This is a genomic window from Sutcliffiella horikoshii (assembly GCF_008180725.1).
GTDB lineage: Bacteria > Bacillota > Bacilli > Bacillales > Bacillaceae_I > Sutcliffiella_A > Sutcliffiella_A horikoshii_B.
In genome coordinates, this window is sequence record NZ_VTEV01000015.1 from 32907 (window position 1) to 55604 (window position 22698).

The window sequence follows — 22698 nt, forward strand, 5'->3', positions numbered from 1 at the left end:
TAACCCTTTTTATGCTTCAATTCCATATTCTGATGGCACAAACAATCCAACTGGTTCAAATTTGATTCCAAGGTAAGATTCTTTATCTTTGTTCTCACGTTCTTCTGTTACCAAGCGAGTAACTACTCGGTTAGCTCCAGTTCCTTTTGGGATACCAAGGCCTTTGTGCTTTCCTTTAAACAGGCTCATCGCATATTTTCCCCATCCAATTGTGTCTCCTTTAGGGAAAGACATTAGATAGATGTCAGGCAGGTCTCCACTTTTTGCAGAGTCAGCAATACTGGAGACAGGAACTACATACGCCAAGTAACGTAAATCGATATCTGTAAATGTATATCGTTCCGCTGCTTCCGGATTCTCTTCTAACCAAGCTGCAAGAGCTTGTTCAGCTTCTTCTTGTGTTTGTTCCATCGTAATGATTTGCCCTTTTTCAGGAGTGTTATCTTTCCCCCATAAGGTGTAACGTTTTTCTCCGTGCCCCACTACTACATCAATGCGATCCCCGTAGCTTACTTCTTCGTTGTCTTTCTCGATGAAGTTTCCTTTTTTGCTGATTTTTAACCAGTCACCCATTCGGACGAAATCAAGATCTAACCCTGAGTTAGCTTCAAGAAATCCTTGTTTTGTTTCTTCCAAAATGACGGAAATGTAATTGCTGCTGTTATTGGATACGGCTACCTGGTTTTCAGTTGTTGTTACTTGGTTTTCAGTTTTCATGTGAACATTTCTCCTTTAGATTGAATAGATTTATTGGTTTGTTGCATTGTTACCAGGGCATGTTGTCCAAGAAATCCTCGATCTCTTGTTTCTGAGTTCGTGGTTTGGACGGAACTTTCAATTTCAAACGGTTATAAACAGAACGGCGGCTGTTATATTGACTTTTCAGGACCCCCACGTTGTAATCCACGTAATCGAACCAATAGGCTTTTTTCCCTGGGTTCAATGGATCAGGACGCATTATTCTTCCAATTTCTTGTTCCACTGCAGAACCGTTCCTACTTCCTGCAGCATCCCCACGTTTTGGCATGGCCATGTGACCAACTGCAAGGTGTGGAAGGTCTAGCCCTTCTCTTGCTAGCTGTGTAGCGAACAGAACATCCACTTGCTTGTTTTCGGCAGCCTCCAGTATTGCTTTTCTTTCGCCTTTCGTGACCTGCCAATCTTTGAATTCCTGTTCGGTGTAGTCCGCCACCTTCACTTGCCAACCAAGTTTCTTATGGTGGCGGTACTCTTCTGCTCGCCCAGTATTCACTCGGGTCATCGCATCCATTTCATTCTTGGCGTTAAGCCATTTGAAACGGCTTATGCCTCCGTGAACTACCGCTGTGGAAAGCATCTTTTTCCCTTTTTCTATGGTCAGTTTCTCTACTAAATCCTTCAGGATAAAGCAGTATCGGACACTTTCAGTTATCACGATTTGAGCACCATGTTTAGAAGCTTCCAAGATATTTTCCGCAACTAACTTTGCCCGTGCTTCGTCATGAATCAGCTCGTTTTTAAGAGCGTTGTAATCAAGATCCTCGCCCCCGGCATCGACACTATTAATTTCGTTACGTACACTGGCCTGCTCATATTGGAAATCGGTGTACACAAACCGGATCTCGGGTTTTATCAATCGTCCACTTTCATACAATCCATCCCTGCTAATTTCATAGATGATTGGACCAATTCCCATGAACATGTAAATTTCAAGGTTGTCTTTCCTATCCGGTGTAGCCGTCAACCCTACAACATTTTTTGCTGGAAGATGACCCGCCACATCAATAAACTGTGGTGCTGGAAAGTGGTGAGCCTCATCAATGACAAGTGTTCCTATCAACTGCTTTAATCCTTCAACGATATGAGGGTTAGCTTGTAAGGTTTGAACCGTTGCTATGATTAACTTACCATCTCCATAATCAAGCACACCATCTCCAATTAGGCCGATTTTACCCACCCCCAGTAGAGTTGCTTCTGCTCGTTTCTTGGTCTGGTACATCAGGTCTCTTGTATGAGTCAACCATAAAGCTGGTTGCTTTTTTTCATGGATGTATTTCATTCCCATGACTGTCTTTCCACTACCCGCAGGTGCTACGCCGATTCCATTGTCATTTAATATGGCACTGACGAATGGTAGCTGATCTTCTTTCAATTGATAGCTAGGATTCCATTGTCCGAAGCTAATAGGGTCTACCTCTACCTGACGATTGACCATGACTTTATCAGGGTTAATGCCCAGGTTAGAAACTTGCGTCTTTAGTTCTTTCAAAAACCCTCGGGGAACAATCAAGTCCCCCATGTTGTAGAAATACATTTTAATCTTTGCTTCAATTCCCCACACTGGGCGGCGCTTCTTTTTACGGTCCACGTAAGCAGGATTATCATATGTCAGTGCTTTGGTGACTGCTGCTTTTAATGGAGTAGGAGCCCCTTTTATACGAATGTTACTGGTTACAAATATTTGGAGCACTCTGCCACCTCCTTCAAGTCAAAGGTAGGTTCAGCTGCTTGGATTCGTTTCATAGCAATGGAAGGTACTGTGCCGTTTCTCAAGTCATCCATGTGTATATGGAGCTGATCACGTTTCCTCATAAACTGGAGGGCCGTCTTTAAACGAATGGCATAGGCTTCATCTAAACCTTTGGATACGTTATGAAAGCTGATGAACACAAGCCCATAATTTCGTTCTGTCACCTCATCAAAATCGATAAGTCCTTTGATTTGATTCGGTTCTAACATCCCCAGCTTAAATTTCTGTCCCGCTGTACGTTTTAACTCTGCTAACACATTTACGTAGTTCGTAATGGTAAGTTCATCTGCAGCATTCGTACTTCCGCCTCCGTCTTTGAGTCGAAGTCTCCAGACATTTGGAATGTGTCTCCAGCTTCTACGTATCTCCTGCTGAAAATCGTTCCCACGCTGATTCCGTTCCCTCTGCTTATTCTTCAATGCTATTTGCTTAGGATCCATTTACATCCTCCTAAGAGTTCTTACTTACAAAGTTTAATAAAGAAGCTTGTAAATTGGCTTTAGCTTTAACGACCCCCGCTGCCTCCACAGCCGTGGACCAGGAATCGTTTGCCTGGTATTGATGAATTTCCAGTTTGGCAAGGTCTGCTTCCACCTCCGCTAGTCTTTGTCTTTCTGCACGGCTGGCATTTTTACGATAGGCGTCACGGAGTTTATCATTTGTTAGACTGACTTTTTGATCGCCCATGATAACGTGTGCTTCTTTCCCTTCACCACGGATATCCATTAAAGCCTCGGACTCCTTCAATTCCACTTCCGTTTCCAATTGGCGCTTAAGCTTTAACTTTTCCGCTTTATTGCCATAGGCACCTTCTTTCGAAGCACCTTTTGCTACTACATCTTGAACAACGGCGTCTAACTGATCAAAGGTATCCTGAACCTTTTCAGGCGAAATGATTTTTAGGTAAGCTGACATTCTTTTTCCTCCTCTGTTACTGGAATAAGTAGTTTAATCGTGACTGGATTGTGCTTTTTCGATACTTCTTCAATCTTTATATCTACAATATCCATGTCATCGGACATTTCTGGATTGTATCTTGCCACTGAGATAAGAAGAGGTGAGAATGCTACTACGATTCCATTCCATTGATATGAATTGTTTACAGCTTCCCAGCCTCTGTTCGTGGTCACTTGGATAGCCGTTCCTTCTGACAAAATGTTTTCATCAAACTGTGGTTTGTTTACAATCATGCCCTCATACCCTCCTTTGATAGAGAAATTTTGTTTAATGCAATTTGTGCAACTTCAGTGCTTAACCCTTGCTCCTTTGCGATGGCCTGTACAATACTGTTGATATCCACCAATGCTTTCTCCCCAGTTTTTGATTGAATGAGTGCTGAGAATTCTTCCATCGCATATGCCCTCTTTTCTTCCGCTTCTATTCGGGTACGATCTAAAACCTCTGCCCCCAGCTTCGCGCTTTGTAAAGGAATGGTTTCCAGTTTACAAGTCTTTGAATCTGTTACTTCAATTAACAACACCTGAATAGTCCTTTGCAGCTCCGTTTGAGAAGCAGACAACCTAGTTATGCTCCCAATGTTTGCAAAAGTAACGCCATCCGATCGTTCATATATCCCAAAGCCTGAATGGTCGTGACCGCAAAGTACCAGGTTAGCGGATGTCTTTACATCTTTAATGGTGGTATATCGGTCAAATGGCGGCTCGTGATCTAACAGCATCCCATGAGAAGTATGAATAGAAAATACGTTTTCTTCTTTCTTGCAGGTAGGACTATAACCAAAGCCGTCCTTATCCATCTCGCTACTATATGGAGTAAAAGTCAGCTGCACGTCTACCCCATCCTTACTTAGCATCACTGGAATGCTTGGGTCGTTTATTACATGGAACTGTGGGACAATCAATTCCAGTACTTTTAAGCTTGTCCGCTGATAAGTATCTAGGTTATATCCATATATGTCATGGTTCCCTGCTGTTGTGTATATAGGAACTGGAGACTGTCTCATGACCTCTGCAAATTCCAGTAATACTCCCGTTGTTACTTCCGGTCTATCAAACGTGTCACCCGGCTGGATAATCGCTTCCACGCCCTTATATTTGGCAAGGTTAAATATCTCCAGTAGTTTCGCTTTAAGTGCTTCCTTGTAATCGTCTTTTCGGTTTCGGGGGTTCGTTCCTCGAATATGAGGATCTCCGAAATACAGTAATTTCATCTTTTCCTCCCTTCTATAACGTCTGAATGTGGCTTTTTCCGGCTTTTTGAGTCACACCAACCGCCACGTCACCAATCTCTGCCAGGTGCGCGTTATGAGTAATCAATACAATTTGACGATTAAACTTTTGACTATATTCTTTCAAGAAGAATGCTACATTTGGCGCATACTCTTGACTGACATGCTTCCCTACTTCATCCAAGAATAATGGGCCGCGGACTCCACTGAGTTCTCCTACTGCAAGTCTAAGTGCCAAACTTACAACGTCCGCCACTCCTCCACCACGATCGTAATCTGGAGGCTTAAGCTGTGTTTGTACTCCTTCACTTTCTAACCAGTATTCTGCCACCGGTTGATTTGCTTTTACTTCGATAACCACTGTAAATCGGTAATCCTTACCGAACACGACTGACAAAGCACTGGTCACAATTTCCTCAATCTGTGATTTCGCTTGCTGCCTTGCAAAGTCACTGGTCTTTTGTAAAAGTATTTGGACCAAATCATAGTTGGCAAGTTCTGCTTCTGCCTTTTCTTTGCGTTCTAATGCGGAAGTACGTTGCTCCAAGAGTAAATCACGTTGCCCGATTCGGGAGGCAATTCGTTCTGATGCCTGGCGCATATCCGCTTTCGCTTTCATTAACCGGTACACAGGCACCCTCCTTATCTATAAAGCTTGTAAACTTTTTCCGCACAATCAGGGCAAATCTTCTTATTGTTCACTTCACCAAGGTTCAATTTAACTTCCCCACAAAGATGGCAGCCTGGTTGATACTTCTCCAGAATGATTTGGTTTCCATTCACAAAGATTTCAATGGGCTCCTTTTCCTTGATGCTTAACACCTTGCGTAATTCCATTGGCAACACGATACGGCCTAATTCATCAACTTGTCTTACAATCCCAGTTGCTTTCATTTGCTTCGCCTACAACTGGGGTATGAGGCGCTCTGCTTTATCCAGGTCCTCATTAATTTTATTTTCTAACTCTTGAATCTTTGCTTCGATTGTTTCTGGCGTGACTCCAGCTTCTTGCATCTTAGCCACAACTTCCTCCAGTTGTTGCTCAGCGTTCTCCTTTTGCGTTTCAGCAGTGATCTTTGCGGTTTCTGCACGCTTCAGGTTTTGTTTTGCGCGTTCGATACGATCTTTCATTCTTGTTATCCCCTTTCCTTATGATTATGGTTATTTAATGGTTGTTCACATAGCGGACACATTCCACCAACTTCTCCCCAAGCACGTTCCAGTTCTTCCTTGTAGTCAATTAAACTACTGGAAGAGTCTTCGTAGGATCTTGATGTAAGTTGTAAATGAGCTTTGCTTGCCTGGTAATCCAAGTGTATGTTTTTCAACTTTTCTAAAGTTTGTAAGGTTTGATTCATGGTGCCAAGGATTCCATCAGCTTGTCCGATGTTTTGGCATAAATCAACCTTTATCCCTAAAGAATCCACGCTTGCTTGAACTCTTAAATAGGTTAACCCCAACGATTTCAACTCTTGAAGTCTTACCAATTCCTGCTGTATCAAATCTATATTTACTTGTTCAATGTTAGATGTCTTTTCTAAAATTCGTAAAGAATAATTTACGTTTTCAGTATATTTCTGGTATTCTCGTAATAAGGTAGTACAAGTAGTAAGCGTTTCTTCCATCGATTCTACGACCAATAGTTTCTTGGAAGCAGCTTCTACAGTTTCTAGGACCTTTAATCGCTGAGTAAGATCATCTACTGTGGCGGTAGCCTTATTCATACGATTAAACATTTCCAGTAGCGACTCTTTATGCTGCTGGCTTTTTTCTATTCGTTGCATCATTTCTGAAATCACTGGAACAATCTCTAAACTTTCCAGTTGAGCACTGTACCTCTTCACTTTCTCCGAAGCAAGTTCATGGATATGATGTAACTCTGCCAGAACCTTCTTATCTTCCGTTGCTTTCTCCACTCTCTCGATAACCATTTCCGCAAGAGCAAGTTGTTCTTTTTCATTGTCAATGTTCTGGTATTCTAACAATCTACCATTTAAGCTTTCCACTTCTTTATCAGCAGTCGTTCGTTCCTGTCTTGCTGCATATGTGTCTTTCGATACGCTTTTTACTGCAAGATCCACTGCTTCTGTCCCTGCGAGCTTCCCCAGTACTTTTGCTCCTGCGCTTGCGGTTTCGCTGATAAGGAAAGGAGCTTCTAACTGGAAGGCGAAATTTAATGCGGTTACAAAATCGCCGAAACTTTGCTTCACGATGCCAAGAACCTGTTTTACTTCTTCTGGTACTTCTGATTTTTCAAAGGGCTGTTCTAATGTTGATATCTCATATGTAGTCTTCCCTTTTCGTCTTCGCTTTGTAATGGATATTCCGTTTCCTAATTCAATCGTAACCTCGGCTTCCCCTACAGCTTCATGTATGAATGCTTCCCCTTGTGGATCATTAAATGCTACCCATCTGGCTGCCCTGATTAAGGCTGTTTTCCCTGAGTCACTTGGACCAGTGATTACATTTAATCCTGCGGAGAATGTAAAGACGCTATCAACATGCGACTGGAAGCCTTTGATCCTAACTTGCTGGATACTCTCCAAATTATTTGGCTCCCTTCTTGTGTTTGTCCATAAAGATACGGGCATTTGCTTGTACGTCTTTGGCTTTCATCACTTTCGTTGCAAACCAGCAATACGATGCTTTCATTAGTTCTCACCTCCTTTAAAGAGTTTCTTCGGATTATTCGTTACTCTTTCTTACATAATCATCATATATTTTATCAATAGCTTTGATAGCTGTTTCTTTATCACAATTATTCTCCTCCATATAACAATGAACATCATTCCAATATCCCTGTTCCGATTCTTCTTCACTCTCATATTCTTTTGCTAACATTTATTTAACCTCCTTTTACACAGTTTGGGCCAGCCGTCCCACTTCTTCGTATTACGACATAAGCACATCTTCTAAAAACTCTCCACTTTCTAGTTTTAATAATCGTGGAAACGATTCATTTTCAATATCATCAATGAATGCATCCCAATTAGAATCAATAAAAGAGATGAACTTTTCGTCACTCCCTCTGTTTCGGTATCTTTCTAAATACTCATTTTTTAAATTTTTAGAAGGATATATAAGTACATATTCAATTTGGTTTTCTTGCAGCGCCTTTCTGACAATATCGTGTGAAGAAACTAAGATATAATCAGCTTTTCCGATGTTTTGTTGAATATGTTGGATATAATTATTTGGAAAGTCAGGGTGTCTTTCACCTTCCCTAATCCAAGAAAAGTTACTGCTATCTGAATCCAAAACAACTAATTCAGTATTTTGAGTTAAATAACTTTTTCCAATGGCAGGGAAACCTGAAATAATTTTTGTGTTTTTCATTTTCATTCTCCTCTCTTATTGCACAGTTTCTGTCGACTAGACTCAATCAATCTAGGAAACAATCATTTGCAGCAGCAATTATTTCTTTAAGGATAGGATTGTTGTTCTCCAGTTCTTTTTGGAACCATTCTTTCCGTTGCTCTGATGTCATGGCTACCAATGGCGAATGAACCACGATCTCCGTGTCCCCGATCATGAAGGCCTCTTTCGGTGTTTCTCCCACAAGCAACTCCCCCTTTTTCTAATTGTATGCAGTAACCTCTACACACTTTCGCTTATTTGGGTTGCTTGCTCGACTTCTCGAACTGAGTAGCGAGAGGGTAAAAAAATCTCGCTAACCTTTTTCCCATACAAGTCAGCGATTTGTTTTGCTCTTTCTGGAGTAACGGAACGTTTCCCTGTTTCAATTAATGAGAGATAACCCATCGGAATTTCTAGTTGATCAGCTGCATCACTAATTTTGAGTCCCGCATCATTTCTAAATTGTTTTAATGCACTTTTTTCCATACACATGTTGTTTACCACCACCTTAAAATCATCAATATGAGAAGTTTGTATCTTGATATTACTACTCAATCTGATGAGTGTCAATAAGAAAATGCACAAATTGAAAATATTTTTTATTTTTAGAATTAGTACTTATTGGTAAAACTTTTCAATTTGTAGACATATATGCTTTTAATTTTCAATTTGCATAGGTATAATAAATTTTAGATTCATGATATGTTTTTCCTTAATTCTTCCAATAATTAGTATTTCGAAGGCGGTGAATTTATGATTGCAGAGAGATTAAAACTTCTGCGTAAGGAACGTGGATTAACTTTAAAACAACTGGGGTTAAAAGTAGGACTAGCTGAAAACACTGTCAGTCAATATGAGAGAGCTGTTCGAAAGCCTGATATCGATACTGTTGAAAGATTTGCTAGGTTTTTCGAGGTTCCTATAGATTATTTACAAGGTAGATCAGACTCTCGCTTATTTACTAAAACTGAACAAGATTTTTTGAATGATATTCATTTACCTATAGAAGAACTAAAGAGAAAGTATGATTTTATATTTGAAAATAAAGATGTAAATGATGAAAAATTAAAAGAAATTCTCATCTGGATTAGCAATAATAGAAAATATACTGATTCTTAATTTAGAAATAAGTTTAATAAATTAATTTTAAATTTACTTAGAGAATATTTAGAGGAATTAAGAAGTTTATTTAGGGGTTTTTTGAGAGGTCTATTTAGGGTTTTTGAGAAGGTTATTTAATTTAGAGTTTATTTGAAGAATTGGTTTTAAGTAAATTAAACAAAAGTATTAAAGACAACAAAAAAGGCTATTCAGCCTTTTTAAACTGGCCAATAACCTTTTCATGTTGAAATTTACCATATTTTCCCTTGTTTTCTTTCTCTATTTTTTCCATGACTGTAGATAAACAAATCGTTTCCCTTTTTTCTTTGTGCTCCAATAGTACAGCCCCCAGTCAAATTAGTTTAAAACAACATAAAAGAGGTGTCAGTTTGACTAAACGTGTCGGTAGTTGCCTACTTGCCGACCTTTTAGATAAAGCTGGTATGACACAACAAGACTTAGCAGCAAAAGTAGATACTTCAAAACAACAAATTAATAAGTATGTCAACAATCACCAAGTCATGTCCTACGGTATGGCAAGAAATGTAGCAAAGATCTTAAATGTTGCCATGGAGGATTTATATGAAGAATAATACCAGCCTTACCTAAGGGTGCATTAGGTACCAGATTGAGTAGATTAGGGTCTACTCACCGACAAAGGTAGTCGTTTAGCATTACTGAATGCATCTTACTTTTAAGCATAACACAGAATTTTCGACGAAAATCATAAATCGTATACCATATTTCGACATTATTTGTAAATTTATTTGTACCTTTATATTACCATAAATACGAACGGATGTTCTATATATTTTAGAACATTTTATTTATTATTTATTCGGCTAGTGTCATTTGAACATTGAGTAGGGGTGAGTTTAATTGTATAGACCAAAAGGATTAAACGTAGATATTTATTTACGTAAAAGTAGGAAAGATATCGAGGAAGAGAAGAGGTTACTGGAAACCACAATTGGAGATGTTGATACCCTTAGAAAACACCGTAATCAGTTAATGGCAGTATTAAAAGCAGAAGGCCATAACCTCCTCCAGATACATGAAGAGCTAGTTTCCGGAGAATTCATATCAGAGCGTCCAAAAATACAGGAAGTAATACGTAGGGTGGAAGCAGGGCTTCTGGACGCTATTCTAGTCATTGATCTAGACCGCTTGGGTCGTGGTGACATGTTAGACCAAGGATTACTGGATCGGGCATTTCGGTATTCAGGAACCAAGATACTGACTCCAGTTGACTATTATGATCCTGAAGATGAATCCTGGGAGCTCGTGTTCGGTATCAAATCTCTTGTAGCTAGGCAGGAGCTCAAGGCCATCACAAGACGTTTACAGACTGGTCGAAGGGAATCAGCCTTGGAAGGTAAATCTATCTCTAAGAAGCCGCCTTTTGGTTATCTGAGAGACAATGATTTGAAGTTATATCCTGACCCGGAGAATGATTGGGTAGTTAAAAAGATATTTACCATGTTGAAAGATGGATTCGGAAGACAGCATATCGCCAGGGAACTAGACAAGCTGGGTGTTAAGCCTCCGAATAAGAAAAACTTTTGGTCCCCATCATCCATTACAGCGATAGTAAAGAACGAAGCATACATGGGGCATATCATTTGGGGAAAATACCGTTACAAAAAGCAGCAAGGCGGCTACCAACGAATAAAAGTAGATAAAAAGGATTGGATCGTCAGTGAAAATGCCCACGAACCACTAGTCAGTGAGGAACTCTGGGAAGCAGCTAATAAGGCGCACTCAGGAAGGCACCGGCCATCTACAGTAGAATCCAAAACTTTATCTAACCCACTGGCAGGAGTTATGAAGTGCGAACTTTGTGGGTACACGCTACAATACCAACCCAGAAAAGACAGACCAAACCCGGCTATTCGGTGCGTCCAACCGAGCTGCAGGGGGCAACAAAAAGGATCTTCTTTGCCCTTAGTGGAAGAAAGGGTACTGGAAGGACTGGAAAGGTATATCTCAGAACTACAGCTGACTACTTTCCAGAAGGACATTACAGTTTCCTCCATGATTCCTGAGAAGGAGATACTGCTTAAAAACAAAACCAAAGAACTACAAGAATTAGAAAAACAAAAAAACAACCTGCATGACCTACTGGAACAGGGTGTTTACACGATTGAGGTATTCATGACACGTCAAAAGAATATCACGGAACGAATGGAACGACTTCAAGATGAGTGCTCCCAGATCCAGAATCTGATTCTCCAGGAGAAGTTACAAGAGAAACACATGCACGAATTCGTACCTAAAGTGGAGAAAGTGATTTCCGCTTACCGATCCACAACGGATATTGTTAAAAAGAATAAGCTACTAAAATCCATACTAGAAAAAGCCACGTATCTAAGAAAACCTGGATGGGATAAACAAGGACAATTTAAAGTCCAGCTTTACCCTAAGATATAAACACTGCAGAGAAAATCTCCAGTGTTTTTCTTTTGTGTATATGGTGTAGAGTTATACTGATTTACTTCCCCGTATCCAAACATGTTGGACACCTTCATAAGCTCTGCCACCAATTTTACGCAACGCTGATTATCTGATGTCAAGTTATCTCCATCTGAAAAGTGGAACGGATAAATATTAAAACGTGTTGGATTGTATTTCGTATCAATAAGCTCCAGTGCTTTTCGATAAGCGGAAGAACAGATTGTACCTCCACTTTCTCCCTTTGAAAAGAAGTCCTCTTCACTCACAACCTTCGCCTCAGTATGATGAGCGATAAACTCAATATCCTCTGGCTTTACCACTTCATTCCATGTCTTAAACTTTAGATCCTCCTGGTAAATCGGATGGAAACTGGCCGTACCTGTCATCGCATTCCGTTTATAGGCGGACATCATCGTGCGTTTTTTATCTATATTCCCCATAAGACCAGTGCGTCTAATATCATTAAATTCATAGTGCTCGATGATATTCTCATCGCGCTCTTTTTGCTGCAGGTTTGGCAGCTCCAGCTGATTGAAAAGTGCCGCTTCAAGATCCATTAAAGACACTTCAGCCTCATAATAGTCCTCTCCAGCCTGATCTCCCGCTCCTTGCCCCTTACCTGGACCCTTCTGCTGACCCGATCCGTCCCTGGCTACAACATCCCCGACCTGACTGTCTCCATCTCCTTGGCCAACATGCTTGTTCTTGTCATAATTATAACGAATTCTGTACTCATCTAAAGACCTGATTGGGATCTTAACGACCTCTCTGCCATTGGACATTACAATATTCTCTTCAGTAATAAGATCTGGTAAGTTATTTTTGATAGCCTCCTGGACCTTTTCCTGATGGCGTTTTTGGTCGTCGTGGCCTTTTCGATGGAGGGACCAATCCTCTTTGGACACTACAAAATTCGTATCATCTGACATTGTCATCGATATCCCTCCCTATTTAATTCATTTTACGTTTCTAGGAACCTTTTCATCACTATTTTCATAAAATATCTTGGTGAAATTTAATGAATCCAACCTCATAGACAATTAGGGTTGGTTACTCTATCCTATGCACATATCTCAAATAATTGACAGATTATTTAGATAATTGGGCGCGCATTCCTTTAAATGAGACAAGCGTGTAACGATTCGTTAGTAATAATAATTTTATGCGACAAGAGGGTCGTACTATACGATGAATATCTTTATATACAACAAAAAAACCTCCCAAAATATCTGGAAGGTATGATTATTCTTTTTCATTTTCTTGGTTGTTTTTATACTGCTTAGGACTGCGCTCTTTGTCGGTTTTATTTTCCTTCAGCTGCTCCATTTCCTTTGCCAGCTTTTCCATCTCTTTTTCATTAGGGGCCATTGTATTTTCATAGGTTTTCTCTTTACTCATTGTAATCACCTCTTACTATTAATTTCCCCTTATTTTGAATATACAAACCTATACACGGGAAAAAGCAGCGGATATTTGCTCCGCTGCCTATTTGTTATCTATTCAATAGACTTCCTACATATCTTAATAAATCATTTGCTGAGGTGGAATTATATCCATGCTCATCAATCAAACGGGCCACCACTTCATTTATTTTCTTCAGCTGAGTTTCATCAGGAGTCTTGGATGAAGTAGTAATCTTCACAACATCTTTCAAGTCAGCAAACAGTTTCTTCTGAATTGCCTCTCTTAAGCGCTCATGGGAGTTGTAGTCAAACCTTTTCCCTTTACGCGCATAAGCAGAAATTCTGATAAGGATTTCTTCACGGAATGCCTTCTTCGCGTTTTCAGAAATACCAATTTGCTCTTCAATCGAGCGCATTAGCTTCTCATCAGCACTCATCTCTTCCCCAGTAAGAGGATCTCTGAGTTTCGCCTTGTTACAATAAGCTTCGACATTATCAAGATAGTTATCCATCAATGTCTTCGCAGACTCTTCATACGAGTACACAAATGCTTTCTGAACTTCCTTCTTCGCAATGTTATCATATTCTTTTCTCGCTACAGAAATGAAGTTTAAGAATCTTTCTCTGTCTTCATTAGAGATGGAAGCGTGTTGATCCAACCCTTCTTTTAAAGAACGCAGAACATCAAGTGCGTTGATAGACGGAATTTCTTTGCGAATGATGGTGGACGAGATCCGGTTAATCACATAACGTGGGTCAATTCCACTCATCCCTTCATCAGCATACTCTTTCTTCAGTTCTTGAACGTCTACAGAGTTAAAGCCCTCGACAGATTCTCCGTCATACAGGCGCATCTTTTTGACTAAATCGATATCGCCACGTTTTGCCTCTTTCAACCTGGTGAGGATCGTGAACATCGCAGCCACTCTAAGCGTATGCGGAGCAATATGGACATTTGCCACATCACTTTCATTAATCATCTTTTCATAAATTCTCTCTTCCTCAGAAAGTCTTAAATTATATGGAACCGGCATTACGATAATACGCGAATGCAAGGCTTCATTCTTTTTATTGGAAATAAAGGAACGATACTCGGTTTCATTCGTATGCGCGACAATAAGCTCATCCGCACTTATTAACGCGAATCGTCCTGCTTTAAAGTTCCCTTCCTGCGTTAAGGATAACAAGTGCCACAAGAACTTCTCATCACATTTCAGCATCTCCTGGAACTCCATCATCCCGCGGTTCGCCTTGTTCAGCTCCCCGTCAAAACGATAAGCACGCGGATCAGACTCAGAACCGAACTCCGCAATCGTCGAGAAGTCGATACTTCCGGTCAAGTCCGCAATATCCTGTGATTTCGGATCAGATGGACTGAATGTACCAATTCCGACACGTTGATTTTCTGAAAGGAAAATACGCTCCACCAGCACATCTTCAATCCTGCCTCCATATTCCTTTTCAAGCCTCATCATATTTAATGGAGACAAATTACCTTCTATTCTAACACCATATTCATTGTAAAAATCATCTCTTAGATGGTGAGGAATTAAATGCAACGGATCCTCATGCATCGGACAGCCTTTAATCGCATAAACTGCACCTCTGTCCGTATGAGTATATTGCTCTAATCCGCGTTTTAAAATGGTGACCAGAGTGGATTTCCCCCCACTGACAGGTCCCATTAATAACAGGATCCTCTTTCTGACATCCAATCTTTTCGCAGCCGGATGGAAATACTCCTCCACTAACCGCTCCAACGCTTCTTCTAAACCAAAAAGGGCATTGCTAAAGAAATTATACTTCCGCTGCCCATTGACCTCTTCTACCCCAGCATCTTTAATCATATTGTAAACCCGTGAATGTGCGGATTGAGCTACCCATGGTTCCTCTTTCAAAATCTCCAAGTACTGCCCGAAGGTTCCTTCCCACTTCAGCCTCTGTTCTTCTTCCCGATACTTTTCAATTTTACGTAAAATATCCATAAGGACCTCCCCTTTTATTACATCTTCAAGAGTCGTGATTGCGTGATTAATATACTCTATGCGCTGTGGGAGTGAAACATGCTTTTTTTAAAAGTTTGTACGTACATAAATGAATGTAATACTTCCCCCTGTTGCCAGACGTGCAAGGTGTGAGACTCCGGTGGGAGAGCGCTAGGTGGAGACCCCGCAGGCGTAGCGATGAGGCTTCAGCATCGCCCCTAGGAAAGTGAAGCCTTTTTCGGAAATCAACAGCGGTGTCTAATCTGCATCTTAATTCATAGACTTTTTCAGTGGCGTCCTCGTAGGAGAGGAGGCTCGCCCCTCGGAAAGCGAACACCTGGAACGAAAGGCAGCAGGGAGTTGAAAATAACACTGTCAAAAATTATCCACAGATTTCATTCACATAACTCGTCCATTGGGCTATAATATAGATAGTATGCTTACATGAACTAAACCTACATAAGGAGGAACCAAACATGGGTACATCTGGATTCTTAATCTTAGGCGTATGTATTGCATTCCTTACAGCTATCTTCACTGCTGGCTATAACGAACGCCCTGGTACACGTAATAAGTAATTCGTATAAAATAAAGAAGCCCTCTACCTTTCAACTGTTGCTTGAAAGGTAGAGGGCTTCTCTTTTTTTCTTATTCTTCCGGAAACTCAATGGATAAGTTCGGATAGTCCTGCTGACGCAATGCTTCATATATTAATATTGCTGCAGTATTGGATAAATTCAATGACCTTACATTCTTTGTCATCGGCAAGCGCAAACATTGATCCAAATTACTCTGAATCAAATCTTTAGGTAACCCAGTCGTCTCTCTTCCAAACACAAAGAAGTAATCTTTATCCAGATTGCTGTAATCAAATGAAGTATGCGGCTTCATACCAAACTTCGTAATATAGAAGAATTCCGCTTCTTTATTTTTTTCAAACAACTCATCCAACGAGTCATAATAAACAACATTAACAAACTCCCAATAATCAAGTCCCGCACGTTTCAACATCTTATCGTCCGTCGAAAATCCAAGCGGTCTGATCAAATGCAATGTTGTGTTCGTAGCTGCACAAGTTCTAGCAATATTACCTGTATTAGCTGGAATCTCTGGTTGATATAATACCACATGTAATCCCACAATCGTCACCTCATATTTCTTTCACTTTCATCCTATACAACAATACCTTTTTATCGGAACGGAATCAAGTATCTACTAACGGTCTAAGACGTGGAAAAATTTATATTTAATATTCGGGGTGTACGCAGTGGAATCTTCATATTTCCAATACCTCATCCGACAATTGTACGTGTTGGCATTGACTAAAGGCTCCCCGTTCTCATCTTTTGCGACCACAATCGTATTATGATCAAATCGGCCATCCCCTTCAAAATCATAGCAAATAACATCACCAGGCATAAGTTGCGATACGTTGCTTACTTCTTTTGCTTTCAGACCTTGTTTTGCACTTGGTAAATACCATCTGAGCGCATGAGCCACCGCCCACGTATAACTCCAATCATTATTCCGCATCCACCATCCGCCAGATTTCTTTGGATACCCGACCATCGGTGCTCCACCAGCATACAAACACTGCGAAATATAATTTGTACAATTCACCTCAAACTTCTTAAACTGTGGGTTGTAGCTATTCCAATACTGCTCTGCATACCTGACCGCTTCCATACGACTATACTTAAAACGGAGAGGCTGCTGTTTTTCATCCTCTTCTAGTGGCGGAATGAACCGAGGAGAAGTCCGATCCCCCTCATCCTGTACAGAGAAGTCTTGCGTGAGTTCCCCGTCAATCCATTCTGAATAACGCTGATCGGCTTCTTCCTCAAGATACAAATTTTCTTTTTGCTTTATCAGATACCGAATGTGAATCTCATAAAATACACTAGCCTCCCGCTGTTGTTCATCCTCATGTAGCGAATGTATTCTCGCCGTCGCACTGCACTTAACGATCTCCGCTCCTCTTCGCTTATGTGCTTCTTGTTTTTGTTTTATCGTAGCATCGTTCATAATCGTTCTGCTAGTTTGCTTGCTTTTGTAGACATAAGTATCAAGGCGGTCTTGAATATGTGCTTTCAGCTTATCTCTCATGGGCTTGCCCCTCTCTCTGGGTAATAGTCCTTGTAGATATGTTTATGTTGGGGGCTTGGGTAATGTGTAGGGGATTTTTGGTTTTGATTTTGTTTTTTGTTTTTTAGAAATGCTTGTGGTGAGTTTGGGTTTGGTTTGGATCTTTGTTAAATGCTTTTGGGTATCTGGGTTTTGGCCACGAAAGTATTCCTCTCGTATGAGGACAATGTTTCTTACTTTCCCTTGGTCGAGGGAGTCATTCACTTCGTATGAGGACAATGTTTCTTACTTTCCCTTGGCGAAGGGAGTCATTCACTTCGTATGAGGACAATGTTTCTTACTTTCCCTTGGCGGAGGGAGTCATTCACTTCGTATGAGGACAATGTTTCCTACTTTTCCCAGCTAAGGGAGTCATTCAACATTAAATTACCAGATCCATTTATTCTCTGTGTATCCCTAACATAATTAGCCGACTTTCCATGTCCAATTAATGAAAAGTTATTGTGCAAAACCCTTTGAATTACTTTCTTAGAGACCATACCCCCAATCCAATCATGAATGATCTTTGTAGTGATCTTCATCCGTGGAAACAAACTACAACACTCATTTATAGCCCTTACCAAAGCCATATCCAAATCTTCCTTACTTCCGCATATTTTACATCCATCATTCTATAATGATGGCGCATATCCATCCCCCCACACCCAACACAAACAATCCCCTTCCGCAAATCCTCATATTTGTACTCAGGGAGTCTTTCATACGGTGACTTCATAATATGCAGCTCACACAGCTTCTCAGCCAAACGAGAGTGACGTGCAGTTAACTTTGCAGAACCAGAAGATTGCTTCAATAATTTAGTAGAAAACCGATTTAATTGGGAACAACACACTATTGGTAATTTAGGTGGGCAATTATATAGATTAAACTCGGGGTTAACAAATATGAGGTTTGATTCTATGGGGAGTTGATAGCCGAGGCTTCTGAGGAGTTGCCTTAAGGCGGTTTCACATCGTTGCATTTGTAATAAGGGATCTTTTATTTCTTTACTGCCAGAATACCACCTGTCTTTTTCAAGTAAAAAATCACCCTCAAAATTCTTCACTTCAAACAAATACACCCTATCCCCTCCAATCACGAGGGAATCAATTTGAAACAAACTGCCTGCGAAATCCAGCAGCAGGTCGTTCACCACAATCCAATCCCCTTCTAAGCCAGAAAACCATTTATCAAAAAGCACCTCCCCCTGATAACCTTTTTCGAGATTCCAAAATCGGCTATCATCCACGAGACCTTCTCGAGCCTTAAGCATTCTTAATAATTTCAGCTCCTCTGATTCAAAACGCTCCTTCATCATAATACTCATCCACAACACTCCCTTCCAAAATTAAAAAAAGCAGGCAAACCTAATTACCTACTTTTCATCCAAAACCAAATACTCCATACTCGCTCGTTCCACCATGAACCTGTAGAAACATCTCGCTAATCGCGGCAAGCATTTCTTCACATTCGCCACTTTTCATGGAAGGCTTAAAATACACAACATGCAGCGCAGATGTACACCCCTCTGAAACTGCCGTCCTGCGACTATCGACAAAAGGACTCCCGAATGGTCCTGCCTCATCTCTAGTGTGAAGCATTTTAGATAACTTAATATCCCTTCCATTCAACCCTTCATAACTTGCAGTCTCATCACTAACTGCAACCGTTACATCACCAACAATCTTCTCAGCATCATAGATTCCAAAGGGAATTTCATATTTCATTGAAAAAAAGTTGTTCAAATCCACAGCAGAATTGAATGGCTCAAGGAATTGTCCTTTTTTTATTCTACGGTACAACGCTTCCACGGATGGGCGATACCTAGATGCATCTATCCCTGTTTCCTTGAATACAGAGCGCCACTCTGCGACCCCCGGAATATCTTTCATATCCTTATCTTCTAAATCCAAGTGAAGCGATTCTTGGAAAAGACGAATTCTGCCTTTTAACATCTGTGGTGACGAACTAACAGTAATATCATTATATTTAATGATACCGAATTTTCCAGAGGTAACTCTGTCTTTAACACTTCTATCAACCAATACTCTCATCTAGCCCATCCTTCCTTTCATTATTATGGTAATTGTATCATATAACTTGATCCATACTACTTCTTGCTTTTAAATATGTTAAAATATAGGTTGGCTAAAATACAATAAAGGAGGTGTTCACATTGAATGAGGAAACAATCAAACTAAAAGAAGAAATAATCGCCTATAGTAAACAAATAGGCATCGATAAGATTGGCTTTGCAAGTGCTGGAGTGTTCACCGGTCTAAAAGAGAGACTAATCACTCAACAGCAACTCAACTACCAATCCGGGTTTGAAGAACCTGATATTGAAAAACGTACAAACCCAGAACTACTAGTTCCCAAGGCTAAAAGCATTATTGCCATTGCTCTTGCATACCCCTCCAAATTAAAAGACGCTCCAAGAAGCACTCGTGAAGAACGTCGAGGGATATTTTGCCGTGCATCTTGGGGTGTCGATTACCATGATATCTTACGGGAGAAACTTAGATTGTTAGAAGCATTTATAAAAGAAAGACGTCCAGACGCTCTAACGAAATCTATGGTAGATACCGGTGAGCTAAGTGACAGGGCTGTTGCAGAACGCGCAGGTATAGGCTGGAGCGGCAAGAACTGTGCCATTATAACGCCTGAATTTGGTTCTTATGTGTATTTAGGGGAAATGATTACTACATTACCCTTTGAACCTGATACACCTCTTGAAGACAACTGTGGGACCTGTAATAAATGCGTGGAAGTATGTCCTACAGGTGCACTCGTTCAAGGTGGACAACTCGATTCTAATAAATGCATTGCCTTCCTGACACAAACAAAAGGCTTCCTTGCAGAAGAATATCGCACCAAATTAGGTAACAGACTTTACGGCTGTGATACTTGCCAGACTGTGTGCCCTGAAAATAAAGGAAAAGATTTTCACCTTCATCCTGAAATGGAGCCTGATCCTGAAATCGTAAAACCGAAGCTAAAACCTCTTTTGACCATTTCCAACAAAGAATTCAAAGAGAACTTTGGTAAGATCTCCGGTTCCTGGCGTGGAAAAAAACCGATACAACGAAATGCCATTATCGCGCTGGCCCATTACAAAGATTTTTCGGCTATACCAGATCTCCTAAGCTTGTTAAAAAATGATCCTCGTCCGGTAATAAGGGGAACAGCAGCCTGGGCAGTAGGAAAAATTGGGGACAAGCAAGCTCTAGAAGCACTGCAACATTATCAAACAAAAGAAAAAGATCCTGAAGTGTTAAAAGAACTTGAAAAAGGAATTAGCATGCTTACTGAGTAGAGTGAAACACATACGAAAGCCACAGAACATAATATTGCTCTGTGGCTTTTTTAGCTATGAACATCAAAAGTAACAAAAAAGACCCCAACCATAAGTTGAAGTCTTGAAAAGTTATGTATGGAGCGGGTGATGGGAATCGAACCCACGACATCAGCTTGGAAGGCTGAGGTTTTACCATTAAACTACACCCGCGATTGGTACCGGTGGCCGGGGTCGAACCGGCACTCCAGAGGAACACGATTTTGAGTCGTGCGCGTCTGCCAATTCCGCCACACCGGCATACTCAATCATAATTATTCAAATGGTGCCGAGGACCGGAATCGAACCGGTACGGTAGTCACCTACCGCAGGATTTTAAGTCCTGTGCGTCTGCCAGTTCCGCCACCCCGGCTTGTCTCGTATATATGAATAACTATTTTAAAATAAAATTGGAGGTGGCAACCGGATTTGAACCGGTGATAAAGGTTTTGCAGACCTTGGCCTTACCACTTGGCTATGCCACCTGAAATTTTTGGAGCGGAAGACGGGATTCGAACCCGCGACCCCCACCTTGGCAAGGTGGTGTTCTACCACTGAACTACTTCCGCAAAAATGGCTGGGCTAGCTGGATTCGAACCAACGCATGTCGCAGTCAAAGTGCGATGCCTTACCGCTTGGCTATAGCCCAATAAATCTAGAAATAAAAAAGACTTAAATGAAAGTCGATAATAAGTAAATTATGGGGCGACTGATGGGAATCGAACCCACGAATGCCTGAACCACAATCAGGTGCGTTAACCACTTCGCCACAATCGCCATAATTTTAAATTGGCAGGGGCAGTAGGAATCGAACCCACACCGGAGGTTTTGGAGACCTCTGTTCTACCGTTAAACTATGCCCCTATACTACATTTTGTTACTACTTTTAAAGAATTGGTGGAGGGGGGCAGATTCGAACTGCCGAACCCGAAGGAGCGGATTTACAGTCCGCCGCGTTTAGCCACTTCGCTACCCCTCCATATTTCTGGTGCCGGCGATAGGAGTCGAACCCACGACCTACTGATTACAAGTCAGTTGCTCTACCAACTGAGCTACACCGGCATTATATGGTGATTCTTTCATTTTGGTGAAAAAATCATGGTGGCTCGGGACGGAATCGAACCGCCGACACATGGATTTTCAGTCCATTGCTCTACCAACTGAGCTACCGAGCCTAATTCTATTTTCAAAGAAAATGGCGGTCCCGACCGGGATCGAACCGGCGATCTCCTGCGTGACAGGCAGGCATGTTAACCGCTACACCACGGGACCATTTGGTTGCGGGGACAGGATTTGAACCTGCGACCTTCGGGTTATGAGCCCGACGAGCTACCAGACTGCTCCACCCCGCGATAATAATAGTGAATATGTTATAAAGATATAATGGTGGAGGATGACGGGATCGAACCGCCGACCCCCTGCTTGTAAGGCAGGTGCTCTCCCAGCTGAGCTAATCCTCCTATGTATGGACAATCATTATCAATGTCCTCAAAATAGCTTTGGTGACCCGTACGGGATTCGAACCCGTGTTACCGCCGTGAAAGGGCGGTGTCTTAACCGCTTGACCAACGGGCCAAAGATAATGGCGGAGAGCAAGGGATTTGAACCCTTGAGACGGCGTTGACCGTCTACACGATTTCCAATCGTGCTCCTTCGGCCACTCGGACAGCTCTCCATTTAGTTGGCTCCACCAGTAGGATTCGAACCTACGACCCTTCGGTTAACAGCCGAATGCTCTACCGCTGAGCTATGGTGGATTAATACCAGCCTGGCAACGTCCTACTCTCACAGGGGGAGATCCCCCAACTACCATCGGCGCTGAAGAGCTTAACTTCCGTGTTCGGTATGGGAACGGGTGTGACCTCTTCGCCATCATTACCAGACAAATATTATTATAATATATCTTTGAAGAAAATCAAGATGTTTTTTCAACTTTTTTTATTCCTTCAAAACTAGATAATGTTTTCCTATCAAGATATTCATATCGTTCACTTATTTCGATACTTATTTGGGTTAAGTCCTCGATCGATTAGTATTCGTCAGCTCCACATGTCGCCATGCTTCCACCTCGAACCTATCTACCTGATCATCTTTCAGGGATCTTACTTACCGAAGTAAAAGGAAATCTCATCTTGAGGGGGGCTTCATGCTTAGATGCTTTCAGCACTTATCCCGTCCGCACGTAGCTACCCAGCTATGCCTTTGGCAAGACAACTGGTACACCAGCGGTGCGTCCATCCCGG

At 41.3% G+C, this 22698-nt stretch carries 26 protein-coding genes, 17 tRNA genes and 2 rRNA genes; 4 read left to right on the forward strand and 41 right to left on the reverse strand.

The features are described from left to right. Nucleotides 1-9 precede the first annotated feature (9 nt). The 14 genes from FZC76_RS21840 to FZC76_RS21890 all read right to left on the reverse strand — a co-directional run bounded on the left by FZC76_RS21840 (nt 10) and on the right by FZC76_RS21890 (nt 8546). Nucleotides 10-717, reverse strand: a complete 708-nt coding sequence (locus tag FZC76_RS21840) for a hypothetical protein (protein WP_148990218.1) — start codon at nt 715-717, stop codon at nt 10-12. A gap of 49 nt (nt 718-766) precedes the next feature. Beyond that, complete coding sequence (locus FZC76_RS21845; RefSeq protein WP_148990219.1) at nt 767-2449, reverse strand: DEAD/DEAH box helicase; 1683 nt, start codon at nt 2447-2449, stop codon at nt 767-769. After that, a complete protein-coding gene (locus FZC76_RS21850) occupies nt 2431-2949 on the reverse strand; it encodes a hypothetical protein (RefSeq protein WP_148990220.1) in 519 nt (172 codons plus the stop codon). Before FZC76_RS21850 ends, FZC76_RS21845 begins: the two co-directional genes overlap by 19 nt. A 10-nt stretch (nt 2950-2959) precedes the next feature. Then, nucleotides 2960-3424, reverse strand: coding sequence for a hypothetical protein (locus FZC76_RS21855; RefSeq protein ID WP_262372755.1), 465 nt, complete (start codon nt 3422-3424; stop codon nt 2960-2962). Then, the gene (locus FZC76_RS23605) at nt 3409-3699 is read right to left on the reverse strand and encodes a hypothetical protein (protein WP_262372756.1); all 291 of its coding nucleotides are present in this window, start codon (nt 3697-3699) and stop codon (nt 3409-3411) included. Before FZC76_RS23605 ends, FZC76_RS21855 begins: the two co-directional genes overlap by 16 nt. Next, nucleotides 3696-4679 carry a metallophosphoesterase family protein gene (locus FZC76_RS21860; RefSeq protein WP_148990221.1) on the reverse strand — a complete coding sequence of 328 codons (984 nt, stop codon included), beginning with the start codon at nt 4677-4679 and terminating at the stop codon, nt 3696-3698. The genes FZC76_RS23605 and FZC76_RS21860 overlap by 4 nt, the downstream gene beginning before the upstream one ends. A 13-nt stretch (nt 4680-4692) precedes the next feature. Then, nucleotides 4693-5328, reverse strand: coding sequence for an AAA family ATPase (locus tag FZC76_RS21865; protein WP_148990222.1), 636 nt, complete (start codon nt 5326-5328; stop codon nt 4693-4695). Nucleotides 5329-5339: 11 nt separating this feature from the next. Beyond that, on the reverse strand, nt 5340-5591 hold the full coding sequence (locus tag FZC76_RS21870; protein WP_148990223.1) for an AbrB/MazE/SpoVT family DNA-binding domain-containing protein: 252 nt from the start codon (nt 5589-5591) through the stop codon (nt 5340-5342). Nucleotides 5592-5600: 9 nt separating this feature from the next. Beyond that, complete coding sequence (locus FZC76_RS21875; RefSeq protein WP_148990224.1) at nt 5601-5828, reverse strand: hypothetical protein; 228 nt, start codon at nt 5826-5828, stop codon at nt 5601-5603. A gap of 5 nt (nt 5829-5833) precedes the next feature. Continuing rightward, nucleotides 5834-7243, reverse strand: coding sequence for an AAA family ATPase (locus tag FZC76_RS21880; protein WP_187442184.1), 1410 nt, complete (start codon nt 7241-7243; stop codon nt 5834-5836). Between the two features lie 139 nt (nt 7244-7382). Next, the gene (locus FZC76_RS23320) at nt 7383-7538 is read right to left on the reverse strand and encodes a terpene synthase family protein (protein ID WP_187442185.1); all 156 of its coding nucleotides are present in this window, start codon (nt 7536-7538) and stop codon (nt 7383-7385) included. Nucleotides 7539-7589: 51 nt separating this feature from the next. Next, a complete protein-coding gene (locus FZC76_RS21885) occupies nt 7590-8033 on the reverse strand; it encodes a hypothetical protein (protein WP_222928525.1) in 444 nt (147 codons plus the stop codon). Nucleotides 8034-8079: 46 nt separating this feature from the next. Then, entirely contained in the window at nt 8080-8256 is a 177-nt protein-coding gene (locus tag FZC76_RS23325; protein WP_187442187.1) for a hypothetical protein, read from the reverse strand. 38 nt (nt 8257-8294) lie between these two features. Further along, nucleotides 8295-8546, reverse strand: a complete 252-nt coding sequence (locus FZC76_RS21890; RefSeq protein WP_262372757.1) for a helix-turn-helix transcriptional regulator — start codon at nt 8544-8546, stop codon at nt 8295-8297. Nucleotides 8547-8807: 261 nt separating this feature from the next. Between FZC76_RS21890 and FZC76_RS21895 the strand changes: the two genes are divergently transcribed. Further along, nucleotides 8808-9173 carry a helix-turn-helix domain-containing protein gene (locus FZC76_RS21895; RefSeq protein ID WP_148990227.1) on the forward strand — a complete coding sequence of 122 codons (366 nt, stop codon included), beginning with the start codon at nt 8808-8810 and terminating at the stop codon, nt 9171-9173. 187 nt (nt 9174-9360) lie between these two features. Here FZC76_RS21895 and FZC76_RS23610 read toward each other — a convergent pair whose 3' ends face one another. Further along, nucleotides 9361-9492: a hypothetical protein gene (locus FZC76_RS23610; protein ID WP_262372758.1), complete on the reverse strand. Its 132-nt coding sequence runs from the start codon at nt 9490-9492 to the stop codon at nt 9361-9363. Nucleotides 9493-9544: 52 nt separating this feature from the next. On the opposite strand from FZC76_RS23610, the gene FZC76_RS21900 reads away from it, so the two are divergent. Further along, nucleotides 9545-9748: a helix-turn-helix transcriptional regulator gene (locus FZC76_RS21900; RefSeq protein WP_262372759.1), complete on the forward strand. Its 204-nt coding sequence runs from the start codon at nt 9545-9547 to the stop codon at nt 9746-9748. Nucleotides 9749-10034: 286 nt separating this feature from the next. Next, entirely contained in the window at nt 10035-11585 is a 1551-nt protein-coding gene (locus tag FZC76_RS21905) for a recombinase family protein (RefSeq protein ID WP_148990229.1), read from the forward strand. Here the strand turns inward: FZC76_RS21905 and FZC76_RS21910 are convergent. The 7 genes from FZC76_RS21910 to FZC76_RS21935 all read right to left on the reverse strand — a co-directional run bounded on the left by FZC76_RS21910 (nt 11570) and on the right by FZC76_RS21935 (nt 19175). Then, nucleotides 11570-12544 (reverse strand): DUF444 family protein, encoded by a 975-nt coding sequence (locus tag FZC76_RS21910; protein ID WP_262372760.1) that lies wholly within the window; start codon nt 12542-12544, stop codon nt 11570-11572. The genes FZC76_RS21905 and FZC76_RS21910 overlap by 16 nt on opposite strands. Before the next feature lie 307 nt (nt 12545-12851). After that, nucleotides 12852-13007, reverse strand: a complete 156-nt coding sequence (locus tag FZC76_RS23330) for a hypothetical protein (RefSeq protein ID WP_187442186.1) — start codon at nt 13005-13007, stop codon at nt 12852-12854. Nucleotides 13008-13101: 94 nt separating this feature from the next. Continuing rightward, nucleotides 13102-14997 (reverse strand): PrkA family serine protein kinase, encoded by a 1896-nt coding sequence (locus tag FZC76_RS21915; protein ID WP_148990230.1) that lies wholly within the window; start codon nt 14995-14997, stop codon nt 13102-13104. Between the two features lie 648 nt (nt 14998-15645). Then, nucleotides 15646-16146, reverse strand: a complete 501-nt coding sequence (gene trmL / locus FZC76_RS21920; RefSeq protein ID WP_088017409.1) for a tRNA (uridine(34)/cytosine(34)/5-carboxymethylaminomethyluridine(34)-2'-O)-methyltransferase TrmL — start codon at nt 16144-16146, stop codon at nt 15646-15648. A 66-nt stretch (nt 16147-16212) separates the two neighbouring features. Beyond that, nucleotides 16213-17103 (reverse strand): amidase domain-containing protein, encoded by an 891-nt coding sequence (locus FZC76_RS21925; protein WP_148990231.1) that lies wholly within the window; start codon nt 17101-17103, stop codon nt 16213-16215. Between the two features lie 595 nt (nt 17104-17698). Continuing rightward, nucleotides 17699-18448, reverse strand: coding sequence for a nuclease-related domain-containing protein (locus FZC76_RS21930; RefSeq protein WP_148990232.1), 750 nt, complete (start codon nt 18446-18448; stop codon nt 17699-17701). 55 nt (nt 18449-18503) lie between these two features. Then, the gene (locus FZC76_RS21935) at nt 18504-19175 is read right to left on the reverse strand and encodes a B3/B4 domain-containing protein (protein ID WP_148990233.1); all 672 of its coding nucleotides are present in this window, start codon (nt 19173-19175) and stop codon (nt 18504-18506) included. Between the two features lie 122 nt (nt 19176-19297). Between FZC76_RS21935 and queG the strand changes: the two genes are divergently transcribed. Further along, nucleotides 19298-20437 carry a tRNA epoxyqueuosine(34) reductase QueG gene (queG, locus tag FZC76_RS21940; RefSeq protein ID WP_148990234.1) on the forward strand — a complete coding sequence of 380 codons (1140 nt, stop codon included), beginning with the start codon at nt 19298-19300 and terminating at the stop codon, nt 20435-20437. A gap of 118 nt (nt 20438-20555) precedes the next feature. Here queG and FZC76_RS21945 read toward each other — a convergent pair. The 19 genes from FZC76_RS21945 to FZC76_RS22035 all read right to left on the reverse strand — a co-directional run. Beyond that, nucleotides 20556-20629 (reverse strand) — tRNA-Gly (locus FZC76_RS21945). A gap of 3 nt (nt 20630-20632) precedes the next feature. Beyond that, a tRNA-Leu gene (locus FZC76_RS21950) sits at nt 20633-20716 on the reverse strand. A gap of 23 nt (nt 20717-20739) precedes the next feature. Further along, nucleotides 20740-20828, reverse strand: a tRNA-Leu gene (locus FZC76_RS21955). A 38-nt stretch (nt 20829-20866) separates the two neighbouring features. Then, nucleotides 20867-20940, reverse strand: a tRNA-Cys gene (locus FZC76_RS21960). 9 nt (nt 20941-20949) lie between these two features. Beyond that, nucleotides 20950-21024, reverse strand: a tRNA-Gly gene (locus tag FZC76_RS21965). A gap of 5 nt (nt 21025-21029) precedes the next feature. Next, nucleotides 21030-21104 (reverse strand) — tRNA-Gln (locus FZC76_RS21970). A gap of 52 nt (nt 21105-21156) precedes the next feature. Then, nucleotides 21157-21232 (reverse strand) — tRNA-His (locus tag FZC76_RS21975). 13 nt (nt 21233-21245) lie between these two features. After that, nucleotides 21246-21319, reverse strand: a tRNA-Trp gene (locus tag FZC76_RS21980). A 31-nt stretch (nt 21320-21350) separates the two neighbouring features. Beyond that, a tRNA-Tyr gene (locus FZC76_RS21985) sits at nt 21351-21434 on the reverse strand. A 7-nt stretch (nt 21435-21441) separates the two neighbouring features. Next, nucleotides 21442-21517, reverse strand: a tRNA-Thr gene (locus tag FZC76_RS21990). Between the two features lie 37 nt (nt 21518-21554). Continuing rightward, nucleotides 21555-21630: transfer RNA gene (locus tag FZC76_RS21995), tRNA-Phe, on the reverse strand. A gap of 21 nt (nt 21631-21651) precedes the next feature. Beyond that, nucleotides 21652-21727 (reverse strand) — tRNA-Asp (locus tag FZC76_RS22000). Nucleotides 21728-21730: 3 nt separating this feature from the next. Next, nucleotides 21731-21807: transfer RNA gene (locus FZC76_RS22005), tRNA-Met, on the reverse strand. A 32-nt stretch (nt 21808-21839) separates the two neighbouring features. Then, nucleotides 21840-21915: transfer RNA gene (locus FZC76_RS22010), tRNA-Val, on the reverse strand. A gap of 40 nt (nt 21916-21955) precedes the next feature. Continuing rightward, a tRNA-Glu gene (locus tag FZC76_RS22015) sits at nt 21956-22030 on the reverse strand. 8 nt (nt 22031-22038) lie between these two features. Then, nucleotides 22039-22130: transfer RNA gene (locus FZC76_RS22020), tRNA-Ser, on the reverse strand. Nucleotides 22131-22137: 7 nt separating this feature from the next. Further along, a tRNA-Asn gene (locus tag FZC76_RS22025) sits at nt 22138-22212 on the reverse strand. 9 nt (nt 22213-22221) lie between these two features. Next, nucleotides 22222-22338: ribosomal RNA gene (gene rrf, locus FZC76_RS22030) — 5S ribosomal RNA — on the reverse strand. 126 nt (nt 22339-22464) lie between these two features. Then, a 23S ribosomal RNA gene (locus FZC76_RS22035) occupies nt 22465-22698 on the reverse strand; the annotation flags it as partial.

Bases quoted from the DNA above. Each gene is read 5' to 3' on its own strand.
- FZC76_RS21925 (WP_148990231.1), bottom strand. From the start codon at position 17,103: ATGAGAGATAAGCTGAAAGCACATATTCAAGACCGCCTTGATACTTAT.
- FZC76_RS21935 (WP_148990233.1), bottom strand. From the start codon at position 19,175: ATGAGAGTATTGGTTGATAGAAGTGTTAAAGACAGAGTTACCTCTGGA.
- FZC76_RS23320 (WP_187442185.1), bottom strand. From the start codon at position 7,538: ATGTTAGCAAAAGAATATGAGAGTGAAGAAGAATCGGAACAGGGATAT.
- FZC76_RS21915 (WP_148990230.1), bottom strand. From the start codon at position 14,997: ATGGATATTTTACGTAAAATTGAAAAGTATCGGGAAGAAGAACAGAGG.
- FZC76_RS21875 (WP_148990224.1), bottom strand. From the start codon at position 5,828: ATGAAAGATCGTATCGAACGCGCAAAACAAAACCTGAAGCGTGCAGAA.
- FZC76_RS21870 (WP_148990223.1), bottom strand. From the start codon at position 5,591: ATGAAAGCAACTGGGATTGTAAGACAAGTTGATGAATTAGGCCGTATC.
- FZC76_RS21885 (WP_222928525.1), bottom strand. From the start codon at position 8,033: ATGAAAAACACAAAAATTATTTCAGGTTTCCCTGCCATTGGAAAAAGT.
- FZC76_RS21855 (WP_262372755.1), bottom strand. From the start codon at position 3,424: ATGTCAGCTTACCTAAAAATCATTTCGCCTGAAAAGGTTCAGGATACC.
- FZC76_RS21860 (WP_148990221.1), bottom strand. From the start codon at position 4,679: ATGAAATTACTGTATTTCGGAGATCCTCATATTCGAGGAACGAACCCC.
- FZC76_RS21895 (WP_148990227.1), top strand. From the start codon at position 8,808: ATGATTGCAGAGAGATTAAAACTTCTGCGTAAGGAACGTGGATTAACT.
- FZC76_RS23605 (WP_262372756.1), bottom strand. From the start codon at position 3,699: ATGATTGTAAACAAACCACAGTTTGATGAAAACATTTTGTCAGAAGGA.
- FZC76_RS21850 (WP_148990220.1), bottom strand. From the start codon at position 2,949: ATGGATCCTAAGCAAATAGCATTGAAGAATAAGCAGAGGGAACGGAAT.
- FZC76_RS21930 (WP_148990232.1), bottom strand. From the start codon at position 18,448: ATGAGTATTATGATGAAGGAGCGTTTTGAATCAGAGGAGCTGAAATTA.
- FZC76_RS21890 (WP_262372757.1), bottom strand. From the start codon at position 8,546: ATGTGTATGGAAAAAAGTGCATTAAAACAATTTAGAAATGATGCGGGA.
- FZC76_RS21910 (WP_262372760.1), bottom strand. From the start codon at position 12,544: ATGACAATGTCAGATGATACGAATTTTGTAGTGTCCAAAGAGGATTGG.
- FZC76_RS23330 (WP_187442186.1), bottom strand. From the start codon at position 13,007: ATGAGTAAAGAGAAAACCTATGAAAATACAATGGCCCCTAATGAAAAA.
- FZC76_RS21840 (WP_148990218.1), bottom strand. From the start codon at position 717: ATGAAAACTGAAAACCAAGTAACAACAACTGAAAACCAGGTAGCCGTA.